This is a genomic window from Muricoccus nepalensis, assembly GCF_006438825.1.
Lineage (GTDB): Bacteria > Pseudomonadota > Alphaproteobacteria > Acetobacterales > Acetobacteraceae > Roseomonas > Roseomonas nepalensis.
The window spans coordinates 1-11,718 of the sequence record NZ_RCZP01000077.1 but is presented as its reverse complement, the minus strand read 5'-3'; the positions used below and the strand labels follow the sequence as shown (position 1 = coordinate 11,718).

Here is an 11,718-nt window from a genome sequence, read left to right as displayed (position 1 = left end):
TCGACGGCCGCGTCGGCCCCGGCATGGCCGTGCTCGGCAGCCGCACCACCGACGAGGACCTCTCGGGCGTCCTCCCCGCCCTCCGGCGCCCCCACCTCGACTACTTCCGCCTCTTCTACGCCGACACCGCCCTCTTCGGCTCCGCCACCGGCCTGCCCGCCTCCCTCGCCTTCTTCGGCGCCGACCACCTCGTCTTCGCCACCGACGCGCCCTTCGGTCCCCTCCCGGAGACCCTCGCCGCCATCGACACCCTCGATCTCACCGAGGCGCAGCGACACGCCGTCCTGCACGGCAACGCAGAGCGCCTCCTGCGGCTCGCCCCCGCGACCTAGACCCGACGACCCGAACGCCGCCCCGCGGCGGCGCGTGAGGAGAGCACGATGACAGCAATCGGCGGCCACGTCCCGGCCACCCGCCGCGCCGGCGCGCTCGGCGTCCACTCGGTCGGCGAGTTCGTCCTCGCCGTGCCGGCGGTCGAGCGCGCGCAGGACTTCTACGACGCCTTCGGCCTCGACGTGCGGCCGGAGGGGAACCAGCTCCTGCTCCACACCCTGGGCGACGGCTACCGCTGGGGCCGCGTGGTAGAGGGCGCGCGCAAGGCCGTGCACCACCACGCCTTCCACTGCTGGGAGGAGGACCTGCCCCGCTTCCGCCGGCACCTCGAGGCCAACGGCGTCCGCCTGCTCGACCCACCGCCCGGCTTCGACAGCAACGGCCTCTGGTTCCGCGACATGGACGGCACGCTCCTCGAGATCCGCGTCGGCGTGAAGACGCAGCCCGACGAGAAGACCCCGATGGCGCTGCCGCCGACGGAGACGGGCCTCCGCAACGCGCCTTACCGCCGCAACGCGAACCGCGCCGCGCCGCGCCGCCTGAGCCACATCCTGCACTTCACCCCCGACGTGAACGCGGCCGTCGCCTGGTACAGCCGGATCCTCGGCCTGCGCCTGTCGGACAGCTCGGCGGGGCTCGTCGCCTTCCTGCACGCCATCCACGGCAGCGACCACCACGTCATGGCCTTCGCCAAGTCCAACGCGCCCGGCCTGCACCACCTGAGCTGGGACGTGCCGACGCTCAACGACATCGGTCTCGGCGCCATGGCCATGGCGGACCGCGGCTACGACCGCGGCTGGGGCTTCGGCCGCCACGTCCTCGGCTCGAACTACTTCCACTACGTGCGCGACCCCTGGGGCAGCTACTGCGAGTACTCGGCCGACATGGACTTCGTGCCGGGCAGCATGGACTGGGAAGGCCGCGACCACCCGCCCGAGGACGGCTTCTACCTCTGGGGCCCGACGCCCCCGCCCGACTTCGTGCACAACCACGAGGCCGACGCGCCATGACCGCCGCGACCGACACCCCCGCGGAGCTGCGCACGGAGGTCCTCGTCGTCGGCGGCGGCCCCGTCGGCCTCGCCCTTGTGACCGAGCTCGGCCTGCGCGGCATCCGCACCCTGCTGGTCGAGCGCAACACCCAGCACGCGCGCCAGCCGCGCGCGAAGACCACGAACGTGCGCTCCATGGAGCACATGCGCCGCTGGGGCCTGGCCGACCGGATCCGCGCGGCCTCCCCCCTGCCGCCCGACTACCCCACCGACATCATCTTCGCGACGCGCCTCTTCGGCCGGCCGCTGGCCACCATCCACAACGCCTTCTACGGCGCCCCCGGCCGCAACGACCTCTATTCCGAGCACGCCCAGTGGATCCCGCAGTACAAGGTGGAGGGCGTGCTGCGCGACCACGCGGCCACCCTGCCCGGCACCGCCCTGCGCTTCGGCCTCGCCCTCGAGACCCTGGACCAGGACGAGGACGGCGTCACCGCCAGCCTCGTGCACGCGGAGACCGGCGAGCGCCTCCGCGTCCGCGCCGACTACGCGGTCGGCGCGGACGGGTCGCGCAGCACGCTCCGCGGCCTGCTCGGCATCCGCATGCAGGGCCAGCACGCCTACGCGCAGAACATCAACCTCGTCATCCGCGCACCCCAGCTGCGCGAGGCCTTCGCCGGCGGCCGCTCCATCATGTACTGGCTGGTCAACCCGGACTGCGCCGCCATCGCGGGCCCGATGGACCTCGGTGACACCTGGTACTTCGGCTTCCCCCTCCCGAACGGCGCCCCCACGCCCGACGAGGCCGGGCTGCGCGCGCGCATGGCCGCCGCCTTCGGCCGCGACGTCGCGCCCGAGATCCTGACGATCGACACCTGGGCCGCGCACAGCCTCCTCGCCGACCGCTACCGCGCGGGCCGCGTCTTCCTCGCCGGCGACGCCTGCCACCTGCACCCGCCCTTCGGCGGCTACGGCATGAACCTCGGCATCTCCGACGGCGTGGACCTCGGCTGGAAGCTCGCCGCCCGCCTCCGCGGCTGGGGCGGCGAGGGGCTGCTCGACAGCTACGAGGCCGAGCGCCGGCCCGTCCACCGCCGCGTCATCGACGAGGCCGTGGCCAACTACGCCATGCTCGCCACCGACCTCCTGCGGGACGGGCTGGAGAGCGACGGCCCCGAGGGCGACCGCGCCCGCGCGGCGGCCGGCGCCCTCATCCTCGAGCACAAGCCGCGCGAGTTCCGCACCCTCGGCGTCGTCCTCGGCAGCCACTACTCCGGCTCCCCCATCACCATCCCCGACGGCACCGCGCCGCCCGAGGCGCAGGTCAGCGACTACGCCCCGAGCGCGCATCCGGGCTGCCTCGCGCCGCATCTCTGGCTGGACGACGGCAGCTCCCTCTACGACCGCTTCGGGCCCGGCTTCACCGCGCTCGTCACCGCCCCCGGCGGCGATGCGGCCGCGGCCCCGCTCGCCCGCGCCGCCGCCCGCCTCGGCATCCCCCTGGCGCTTGCCGGGCCGGGCGACCCCCGCCTGGCCCCGCTCTACGAGGCCCCGCTCGCCCTTATCCGCCCGGACGGCCACGTCGCCTGGCGCGGCGCCCTCGTCACCGACGCCGAGGCGGAGGCCATCCTCCGCACCGCCGCCGGCCTCTCCCCCCGACCCACCCCGCCGGAAAGCCGGCCCGCGATGCTGGAGGAACGGACATGACCCTCTCCCTGCCGAGGCGCGACCTCCTCGCGGCCGCCCTCGCGCTCCCCGCCCTCGCGCGGGGCGCCGCGGCCCAGGGCGCCTTCCCCTCGCGCCCCGTGCGCCTCCTCGTCGGCGCCCCCCCGGGCGGCGCGCCCGACGTCGCCGCCCGCCTCATGGGCGACGCCCTCGCCGCCCGCTGGCGCCAGCCGGTGGTGGTGGACAACCGCCCCGCCGCCAACGGCAACCTCGCCGCCCAGGCCGCCGCCCGCGCCGAGCCCGACGGCCACACCCTGCTCCTCGCCCAGGCCTCCATCCTCGTGCTCAACGAGGGGCTGATGCGCAACGTGCCCTTCGACACCGACCGCGACTTCGCCCCGGTCTCGCTGCTGATGAACACGCCCTTCCTGCTGGCCGCCCGGCCCGACCTGCCCGCCAGCAACCTGTCGGAGCTCCGCGCCCTCGCGAAGGAGCGCGGCGGGCGCATGACCTTCGCCACCAGCAGCCCCGTGAACCTGCCCCGCTTCGCGGTCGAGATGATGAAGGCCGCCCTCGGCTTCGAGATGGGCAACGTCCCCTACTCCACGACCTCGGGCGCGCTGCAGGACACCATGACGGGCCGCACCGACCTCGTGATCGACGGCACCCCCGTCATCGCGCCCCAGGTCCGCGGCGGGCAGCTCAAGGCCCTCTGCGTCACCTCCCCCGCGCGCTTCCCCCTGCTGGAGGACATCCCCGCGGCGGCCGAGACCATCCCCGGCTTCTCCTCCATGGGATGGTTCGGCCTCGTGGGGCCCAAGGCGATGCCGGCCGCGACGGTGGAGCGCATCGCCGCCGACACCCGCGCCGTGCTGGAGATCCCCGAGATCCGCGGGCGCCTGCTGCGCGACTTCGGCGCCGAGACCGTCGCCAGCCCCCCCGCCGACTTCGCCCGCTTCCTCGCGGCCGAGCGCCTGCTCTACCGCGGCCTGATCAAGGAGGTCGGCGCGTCGATCGACTAGGCCGCGCCGCGCGCCCCTCAGTGCATGACCGACCCGCCGTCCACGACCAGGGTCTGCCCCGTCATGAAGTCGCTCTCGGCGGAGAGCAGGAACCCCATCGCGCCCACCAGGTCCTCCGGCTGCTGGGCGCGCGGCAGGCAGCGCGTGCCGGCCGCGGCGGCGAAGTATTCGGCCGGGTAGTCCTCGCGGCCGAGCAGCCCCTCGCTCATCGTCAGCCCGGGCGCGAGGCAGTTCACGCGGATGCCGTCGCCCCCCACCTCGCGCGCGACCGAGCGCGTCAGCGCGATCACCGCCCCCTTGGAGGAGACGTAGGGCAGCATCATCGGCGTGCCCTTGAACACGGTGCCGGAGGCGATGTTGACGATCTTGCCGTAGCCCCGGCGGCGCATGCCGGGCAGCACGGCCTTGATGCACTCGAAGGGGCCGCGCACGTTCACGCGCAGCACGCGGTCGAACTCGTCCGACCCAATCTCCTCGAAGGGCCGGGGCGTGAGGGCGGCGAAGAGCGCGGCGTTGTTCACCAGCCCGTCCACGCCCCCGAACCGCTCCTCCGTCGCCGCCACCATCCGCGCGACCGCCGAGGCGTCCGTCACGTCGCAGGCCGCGCCCATCGCCTCGCCGCCCGCCGCCCGCACGGCCGCGACGGTGGCCTCCGGCGCGCGCAGGTCGCACAGGCTTACCCGCGCCCCCTCCGCCGCCAGCGCCCGGGCGAAGACCGCGCCGATCCCGCCCGCCGCCCCCGTCACGATCACGCCGCGCCCCGACAGCCGCGCCACGCCCGCCCCTCCCCTGCCGCTACGAGGCCGGGGCCGGGCTGGGCATGGGAAGGCCGATGTCGGGCATCCCCGCGGAGGGCGCGTAGTCCCCCGCCCGGATCGCGGCCTGCAGCGCCGCGAAGTCGGCCCCCGCCGCGTGCGCCTCGAAGACCCGGCGCGGGTCGAAGAACACGCCGATCGGGTTCTCCCGGAAGACGGGCGAGGTGCGCATCCACTCGCTCGACTTGTCCCAGTCCCCGAAGTTGTCGCTCTGCAGCTCGACGAAGTTGCCCTCGGGGTCGCGGTAGTAGAGCGAGATCGTCAGCCCGTGCTCGAGGCAGAAGGCCGGCTCGATCCCCGCCCGCGACATGCGGTCGTAGGAGAGCATCAGGTCCGCGAAGCTCTCGTACTCGAAGGCCGAGTGGTGCATCCCGTTGTGGAAGCTCTTGCGCTCGTCGTCGCCCAGGCCCGGGGCGGAGAGCAGCGCGATGCGGTGGTTGGCCGCGTCGTTCGTCATCCAGGCGTTCATCGCGTCGCGGAAGTTCACGCGGGCGCCGATCACCACGCCGTACCAGGCGATCATCTCGTCGAGCCGCGTGGTCTTGAGCGTGACGTGGTGCAGGGCGGGGCGGATGATGTCCATTGCCGGTTCCTCCTTCTCTGTTGACGGCGGGGGCGGGCGTCAGTCGAGCGTGGCGCCGACCTCGGCCACCAGGCGACGATAAACCGCGCGGTCGGCCGAGAGCGAGGCGGCGAACTCGCCCGGCGTTCCCGCCACGACGTCCGCGCCGAAGTCCCGCCGCAGCCGCTCGCGCATCTCGGGCTGGGAGAGCACGCGCCGCGCGTCCTCGGCCACGCGGCGCACCACGCCCTCCGGCATCCCCGCCGGGCCGAGCAGGCCGAACCACCCGCGGGAGGTGAAGCCCGGGATCGTCTCGGCCGCCGCCGGCACGCCGGGGATGACCGGGTCGCGCTCGGTGGAGGTGAGGGCGAGGCCCTTGAGGAAGCCGCCGCGGATCTGCGGCGTGATCACGGGCGTGCCGTCGATCAGCAGGTCGACGCGCCCCGCCGCCACGTCCTGCACCGCCCCGGCCATGGAGACGTAGGGCACGTTCACCATGGGGATGCCGAGCGCAGCCTTCACGCGCTCGCCCACGAAGCGCGGCAGGCCGGTCGCGCTCAGCGTGGCGAAGGTGACACCCGCCGGCCGCCCCCGCGCCCAGGCCTTCAGCTCGTCGAGCGTGGCGTAGGGCGCCCCGGGCTGGCAGGCCACGATGAAGGGCGTGGTCGCGAGGAGCGAGACGGGCGCGAAGTCGCGCTCCCCGTTGAAGGGGACGTTCCGCATCAGCGCCTCGTTCAGCAGCAGCAGCGAGGCGTGCGCGAAGAGCAGCGTGTGGCCGTCCGGCGCCGCCGCGGCCACCGCCCCCGCCGCCGGGTTGCCGCTGGCGGCCGGGCGGTTGTCCACCACCACCGGCTGGCCCCAGAGGGCGCCCAGCCGGTCCGCCAGCAGGCGCGCGATCACGTCCGGCGCCCCGCCCGCGGGAATGCCGACCAGCAGCCGCACCGGGCGGGCCGGAAAGACGGGGTCCTGCGCACGGGCGCCTCGCGCCACCCCCGCCGCGGCGATCCCCGCGATCACGCCCCTCCGCGTCGGCATGCCCTCTCCCCTCCTCATGTCATCGCCCTCTCCGCGGCGGCCGTGCCGCGCGCCGCCGGGTCCGCGCCGCCCCGCGCGCAATCGAGGATCGCGCCCGCGTCCTCCGCCGCCGCCCCGCGCCAGGCGACGTGCCCGTCCGGCCGGACGAGGCAGAGCGCCGCGCCGTAGCGGGGCCGCAGCCGCGCGTCGCCGGGGGCGAGCACCGCGAGCGGCACGCCCCGCGCCGCCGCCGCCTCGGCGAAGGGCGCCGCCGCCCCGGCCCCGCCCTCCGTCACGAGAAGCGTGAAGCCCGGCCCGAAATGGTCGAACAGCGAGGACCCGTCCGCGAGCCAGAGATGCGGCGCCCGGCACCCCGGCCGCGCCGAGGGCACGTAGACCGTCGCGCTCTCCGCCGGGGCGGGGCTGCCATCCGGCACCACGATCGGCGAGCCGCCGTAATGCGCGCCGAGCACGAGGCCGAGCGTCATGAACTCGCGCACCTTGGTCATGCGGATGATCTCGCCGACCTCGCGCCGCGTCGCCTCGCCCAGCAGCCCCTCCTCCTCCAGCCCGGGCTGGACGAGGTGGTTGCCGACGAGCCCGTAGTTCACGACGGACTCCGCGATCGTCCGCTCGTGCACCGGGCGCCGCTCCGCCTCGTAGGAGGCCAGCAGCCCCGGCCCGCCCCAGCCGCGGAGCGTGGCCGCGATCTTCCAGCCGAGGTCCACCCCGTCCCCGATGCCCATGTTCATGCCGAAGCCCCCGAAGGGCGGGTGCAGGTGGGCCGCGTCGCCCGCGAGGAACACGCGGCGCGTGGCGTAGCGGTCCGCGATCAGCTCCTGCGCCACCCAGGGATCCACGCGCAGCACCTCCACCTCGAGGTCCCGCAGCCCCGTGCCGCGCCGGATCAGCTCCACCGGGTCCATCGCCGCGGGATCGTGCCCGTCGGGCAGCCGCGTCGCGATGAAGGACCACAGCCCCGCCTCGTCCAGCGGGCCGAGGACGGAGGGCACGTCGGCGTTGACCATCCAGTACATGATGCCCGGCCCGTGCCGCCCGCGCGCCGCGAGGTCCGGCGCCCGGAAGATGACGTTGACGTTGCCGGCCAGCGCGCCCCGTCCCATCATCCGCGCGCCGATCGCCTCCCGCACCGCCGAGCGCGAGCCGTCCGCGCCGATGACGAAGGCGCTCCGCACCTCCCGCACCGCGCCCGTCGCCCGGTCGCGCAGCACGGACACCACCTCCTCCCCGCCCTCGGCGATCGAGACCAGCTCCTCCCCGAAGCGCAGCGCGACGCCGGGCAGGGACGCCGCGTGGGCGCGCAGCACCTCCTCCAGCACGTATTGCGGGACCCACTGCGCCTCCTCGGCGTAGAGGTTCGTGCGGGCGCGGGTGCCGTTCAGCGCGTCCTCGAAGCGCGCCAGCTCCGGCCCGTCCATCCGCGTCGCGAAGACGATCGTCGAGGGCCGGTCCGGGTGGATGGGCGAGGCCCGGCGCAGCGCATCGGCGATGCCCCAGCGCCGCAGGTGCTCCCGCGTGCGGACGTTCGTCGTCTTCGCGCGCGGGGCCTGGCCGACCCGGTCGTTCCGCTCGACCACGAGGCAGCGCACGCCGCGCCGGCCGAGCTCGATCGCGGCCGCCAGCCCCACGGGCCCGGCGCCGACGACCAGCACCTCCGGCGCGGCCAGGGCCGCGGGCTCGCCCGCACCGCTCACGCCGGGCACGGCCTGTTCCGTCGCATGGCCTTCGTTTCCTCCCGGACCGCCCGCGCCCCGCCGGGGCGGAGGGGCGGCCGTCCCGGGGGAAGCATGCCCGGCCCGGGGATGCGCACCAGATGACGGTTTGATCGGACCGATGCCGCCAGGGTATCGTTGCGCCCCCGGGCGCGGAGGGCCGCCGTGAAGCTGCACCACCTGCAGGAGGTCGTCGCCATCGCGGAAGGGGGCAGCATCCGCGCGGCCGCCCGCGCCCTGAACCTCGCCCAGCCCGCCCTGACCCGCAGCCTCGCCGACCTCGAGCGCGAGCTCGGAACGCCGCTCTTCGAGCGCCACGCGCGCGGCGTCGCCGCGACCGCGGCCGGCGCGGCCTTCGTCGCCCGCGCGACCGCGATCCTCCAGGACCTCCGCCGCGCGCGGGAGGCGGTCGCCCAGCTCGGCGGCGCCACCGGCGGGACGGTCGCGGCGGGCCTCTCCACCGCCGCGCATATCGGCCTGCTCCCCCCGGCGCTGCGCCCCTTCCGCGCCCGCTACCCCGACACGCAGCTCCAGATCATCGAGGGCCTCTACCCGACGCTCGAATCCTCCTTCCGCGAGGGCGTCCTCGACTTCTACCTCGGCCCCGACCCCGGCTCGCCCCTGCTGCCCGGCTTGTCGCGGGAGGTGCTGGCGCCGGGCAACCGCGTCGTCCTCTGCCGCCGGGGCCATCCCCTGGCCGGGGCCCGCTCCCTCGCCGACCTCGCCGGCGCCGACTGGATCGCCACCTCCGTCACCGCCGACGCGGCGGACGAGCTGGGGCGGCTCTTCGCGGCGCACGGCCTCCCGGCGCCGCGCCTCGCCGTCCGTTCCCGCTCCGCGCTCACCGTCATGACCTGCCTCGCGCACAGCGACCTGCTGGCCATGGTCCCGCGGGGCTGGACCGGCTTCGCGCTGACCCGCGAGGCGCTGATCCCCGTCGAGGTCGCCGAGGAGCTCGCCGCCCCCCCGATCGTGCTCATCCGGCGCCCCGACCTGCCGCTGACGCCCGCGGCGGCCTGCCTGCTCGACCTCATGCGGCGCGCCCTCGGCAACCTGTGAGGAACGTTCGCCCGCGCAACCTTCCGCCCCCCTCGCCGCTCCACCGACGCAACCGAGCCGGAGCCGAGCCCCCCGATGTCCACCGTCACCCTTCCCGCGTCCGAGGGGCGCTTCCGCATGGTCCGCGCCCTGGCCAGCGGCTGGTGGCTGCTCCTCCTGCGCGGCGTCGTCTCGGTCCTCTTCGGCCTCTTCGCCTTTCTCGCGCCCGGGCTGGGCTTGGCCGTCATCCTCGGCACCCTCGCCGCCTGGCTCGCCCTCGACGGCGCCTTCACCTTCTGGCAGGCGGTCTCCGGCCGGCCCGCCATGCTCGGGGTGCGGCGGCCCGGAACCGGCTGGCTCTGGGTGGACGGCCTCATCTCCCTCGTCGCGGCCGCGGTGCTGCTGATGATGCCGATCGCCTCGGCCATCGTGCTCGTGCTGCTCGTCGGCGCCTGGTCCATCGCGGCCGGGATCTTCCGTGTCGTCCTCGCCTGGCGCAGCGGAAGCTGGATGCTCGGCCTCTGGGGCGCGCTCAGCCTCGCGGTCGGCCTCTGGCTGGTGGCAGCGCCGGGGCCCGGCCTGCTCGCCCTCATCTGGGTGGTCGCCATCCAGGCCGTCGCCGGCGGGCTGCTGCTCGTCGGCCTCGCCTTCCGCCTCCGCCGCGTCCACCACGATCCCACCCCGGGCTGAGATTGCGCCGGATTGCACAGGGGGCCAGGGCGGGGCTTCGATAGGCCCCGCCGGGCGGCGATTCGCCCGCCCCTCGGGACCGCCGCCATGCCCCTCGCCCCCTCGACCGACCACGCCCGCGAAGGCGCCCCGCGGTGACCGCCCACTGGCTGGTGAAGAGCGAGCCCGACGCCTTCTCCTGGGAGCAGCAGATGGCGGTGGGCGTCGAGCCCTGGACGGGCGTGCGCAACGCCCAGGCCGCGAACAACCTCCGGGCCATGCGCGCCGGCGACCTCGCTTTCTTCTACCACTCCAACGAGGGCCGCGAGATCGTCGGCGTCGTCGAGGTCGCCCGCGAGGCCTATCCCGACCCCACGGAGGAGACGGGCCGCTGGCCCTGCGTCGACATGCGCGCCCTCCGCCCCGTGCCCCAGCCTGTGACGCTCGCCGCCATCAAGGCCGAGCCCCGCCTGGAGGGGCTGGCCCTCGTCCGCCAGTCCCGCCTCTCGGTCGTGCCGGTCTCGGAGGCGCACTGGGCGGTCCTCTCCGAGATGGCGGGGCTCTGACCCTGGCCGAGCGCGCCCTCTGCCGCCTGGACGAGATCGCCGACGGCGCCGCTCGCGGCTTCCCGCCCCCGCCCGGCGGCTTCACGGGCCTCTTCGCCCTGCGCCGGGGCGGCGAGGTCCATGTCTACGTCAACGCCTGCCCCCATCTCGGCATCCCGCTCGAGCCCCTGCCGGACCGCTTCCTCGACGGCGCGGGGCGCCACGTCGTCTGCTCCACCCACGGCGCCCGCTTCCGCGCGGAGGACGGCTTCTGCGTCTCCGGCCCCTGCGCCGGCGACAGCCTCGAGGCCGTGCCCGTCCGGATCGAGGACGGGGTGGTCCTCGTCCCGGCCGAGGCCGGCCTCTGAGGGGACGGGTGCGTTAACCACTTATCGAAACGAAAAGCCCTCCCGGCGCCGCATTCCCGTCGCGACCCCGCCGCCGTCCTCGCGTTAGGTCCGGTGGTGAAGGGTCGTCCCGGCCCGCCACAGAGGAGGAATCCATCATGCAGGGCACTTTCGCCCGCCTCGAGTCCTGGGGCCGCCGCGCCCTGGTGCTGGGCGCGCTGATCGCCGCCCCCGTCCTGGCGACCGCCCCCGCGGCGGAGGCGCAGGTGGCCCCCGCCGTGCTGCTCCACCAGGGCGCGCCCGAGACGGCGATTCCCGTGCAGTACTACGGCCCGCCCGGCCGCCACTACCGCGGCCGCGGCCATTGGCGCGGCCCGCCGCCCCGCCCCTACTACGGCCGCCCCTATGCCCGCCGCGGCTACGGTCCGCCGCGGGGCTACTACGGCCCGCCGCGCCGCTTCGCCGGCCCGCCGCCCTACCGCTACCGCTGAGGCCGCGCGGGGACCGGGTTCGCCCGGTCCCCGACGCGCGAGGCTTGCCGGGCGGATAGTTCCGCCCGGCAAGCCTCCCCCGCTTGACGGCCCGCGCCCGAAAGCGACGATGGCGTCCGAAGGGCAAAGCCCGCCAGAGGAACGCCATGACCGACCACACCGTCATCCCCGTGAAGCCTGAGATCGCCGCTGGTTCGCGGGTGGACGAGGCGCGGCGTCGTGCGATGGTGGAGGAGGCGGGTCGGGACCCGGAGGGGTTCTGGCGTCGCGAGATGGGGCGCATCGCCTGGATGCGGGCGCCTCGTCGCATCAAGAACACGAGCTTTGAGGGCGACGTCTCGATCCGCTGGTTCGAGGACGGCGTGCTCAACATCAGCGAGAGCTGCCTTGACCGGCACGTCGACGGCGGGCGTGGCGACCAGGTGGCGATCCTCTGGGAGGGCGACGACCCGAACGCGGACGCGCGCGTCACCTACCGCGACCTGCTCGCCCG

General features: G+C 75.3%; 14 protein-coding genes. 10 read left to right on the top strand and 4 right to left on the bottom strand.

Annotated elements, in window-relative coordinates; translation table 11 throughout:
- The 4 genes from EAH89_RS29685 to EAH89_RS29670 form a co-directional block, all read left to right on the top strand.
- Positions 1-332 (top strand): amidohydrolase family protein (locus tag EAH89_RS29685; RefSeq protein ID WP_140887588.1); only part of this gene is annotated, 332 nt, incomplete at its 5' end.
- Between the two features lie 48 nt (positions 333-380).
- Complete coding sequence (locus EAH89_RS29680) at positions 381-1,343, top strand: VOC family protein (RefSeq protein WP_140887586.1); 963 nt, start codon at positions 381-383, stop codon at positions 1,341-1,343.
- Positions 1,340-3,031, top strand: coding sequence for an FAD-dependent monooxygenase (locus EAH89_RS29675; protein WP_140887583.1), 1,692 nt, complete (start codon positions 1,340-1,342; stop codon positions 3,029-3,031). Before EAH89_RS29680 ends, EAH89_RS29675 begins: the two co-directional genes overlap by 4 nt.
- Positions 3,028-4,011 carry a Bug family tripartite tricarboxylate transporter substrate binding protein gene (locus tag EAH89_RS29670; protein WP_140887580.1) on the top strand — a complete coding sequence of 328 codons (984 nt, stop codon included), beginning with the start codon at positions 3,028-3,030 and terminating at the stop codon, positions 4,009-4,011. The genes EAH89_RS29675 and EAH89_RS29670 overlap by 4 nt, the downstream gene beginning before the upstream one ends.
- Before the next feature lie 17 nt (positions 4,012-4,028).
- On the opposite strand, the gene EAH89_RS29665 is transcribed toward EAH89_RS29670, so the two are convergent.
- Genes EAH89_RS29665 through EAH89_RS29650 form a run of 4 tightly spaced genes read right to left on the bottom strand, consistent with a single transcriptional unit; the run spans position 4,029 to position 8,126 of the window.
- The gene (locus EAH89_RS29665; RefSeq protein WP_140887577.1) at positions 4,029-4,787 is read right to left on the bottom strand and encodes an SDR family NAD(P)-dependent oxidoreductase; all 759 of its coding nucleotides are present in this window, start codon (positions 4,785-4,787) and stop codon (positions 4,029-4,031) included.
- 19 nt (positions 4,788-4,806) lie between these two features.
- Positions 4,807-5,409 (bottom strand): VOC family protein, encoded by a 603-nt coding sequence (locus EAH89_RS29660; protein ID WP_140887574.1) that lies wholly within the window; start codon positions 5,407-5,409, stop codon positions 4,807-4,809.
- Between the two features lie 39 nt (positions 5,410-5,448).
- Entirely contained in the window at positions 5,449-6,423 is a 975-nt protein-coding gene (locus tag EAH89_RS29655) for a Bug family tripartite tricarboxylate transporter substrate binding protein (RefSeq protein ID WP_161993845.1), read from the bottom strand.
- 14 nt (positions 6,424-6,437) lie between these two features.
- Positions 6,438-8,126, bottom strand: a complete 1,689-nt coding sequence (locus EAH89_RS29650; protein ID WP_206667726.1) for an FAD-dependent oxidoreductase — start codon at positions 8,124-8,126, stop codon at positions 6,438-6,440.
- Positions 8,127-8,300: 174 nt separating this feature from the next.
- Between EAH89_RS29650 and EAH89_RS29645 the strand changes: the two genes are divergently transcribed.
- The 6 genes from EAH89_RS29645 to EAH89_RS29620 all read left to right on the top strand — a co-directional run.
- Positions 8,301-9,194: a LysR substrate-binding domain-containing protein gene (locus tag EAH89_RS29645; RefSeq protein ID WP_140887569.1), complete on the top strand. Its 894-nt coding sequence runs from the start codon at positions 8,301-8,303 to the stop codon at positions 9,192-9,194.
- A 75-nt stretch (positions 9,195-9,269) separates the two neighbouring features.
- The gene (locus EAH89_RS29640) at positions 9,270-9,863 is read left to right on the top strand and encodes an HdeD family acid-resistance protein (RefSeq protein WP_140887567.1); all 594 of its coding nucleotides are present in this window, start codon (positions 9,270-9,272) and stop codon (positions 9,861-9,863) included.
- A gap of 134 nt (positions 9,864-9,997) precedes the next feature.
- Positions 9,998-10,408, top strand: coding sequence for an EVE domain-containing protein (locus EAH89_RS29635; RefSeq protein WP_140887565.1), 411 nt, complete (start codon positions 9,998-10,000; stop codon positions 10,406-10,408).
- A complete protein-coding gene (locus EAH89_RS29630) occupies positions 10,375-10,755 on the top strand; it encodes a Rieske (2Fe-2S) protein (RefSeq protein WP_338325563.1) in 381 nt (126 codons plus the stop codon). Before EAH89_RS29635 ends, EAH89_RS29630 begins: the two co-directional genes overlap by 34 nt.
- A gap of 137 nt (positions 10,756-10,892) precedes the next feature.
- Positions 10,893-11,225: a hypothetical protein gene (locus EAH89_RS29625; RefSeq protein WP_140887563.1), complete on the top strand. Its 333-nt coding sequence runs from the start codon at positions 10,893-10,895 to the stop codon at positions 11,223-11,225.
- Between the two features lie 146 nt (positions 11,226-11,371).
- Positions 11,372-11,718 (top strand): acetyl-coenzyme A synthetase N-terminal domain-containing protein (locus EAH89_RS29620; protein ID WP_277753910.1); only part of this gene is annotated, 347 nt, incomplete at its 3' end.

What these genes read in the sequence shown, in the direction of transcription:
- EAH89_RS29655 (WP_161993845.1), bottom strand. Translation starts at nt 6,423, where the DNA reads ATGCCGACGCGGAGGGGCGTGATCGCGGGGATCGCCGCGGCGGGGGTG.
- EAH89_RS29625 (WP_140887563.1), top strand. Translation starts at nt 10,893, where the DNA reads ATGCAGGGCACTTTCGCCCGCCTCGAGTCCTGGGGCCGCCGCGCCCTG.
- EAH89_RS29660 (WP_140887574.1), bottom strand. Translation starts at nt 5,409, where the DNA reads ATGGACATCATCCGCCCCGCCCTGCACCACGTCACGCTCAAGACCACG.
- EAH89_RS29670 (WP_140887580.1), top strand. Translation starts at nt 3,028, where the DNA reads ATGACCCTCTCCCTGCCGAGGCGCGACCTCCTCGCGGCCGCCCTCGCG.
- EAH89_RS29680 (WP_140887586.1), top strand. Translation starts at nt 381, where the DNA reads ATGACAGCAATCGGCGGCCACGTCCCGGCCACCCGCCGCGCCGGCGCG.
- EAH89_RS29675 (WP_140887583.1), top strand. Translation starts at nt 1,340, where the DNA reads ATGACCGCCGCGACCGACACCCCCGCGGAGCTGCGCACGGAGGTCCTC.
- EAH89_RS29640 (WP_140887567.1), top strand. Translation starts at nt 9,270, where the DNA reads ATGTCCACCGTCACCCTTCCCGCGTCCGAGGGGCGCTTCCGCATGGTC.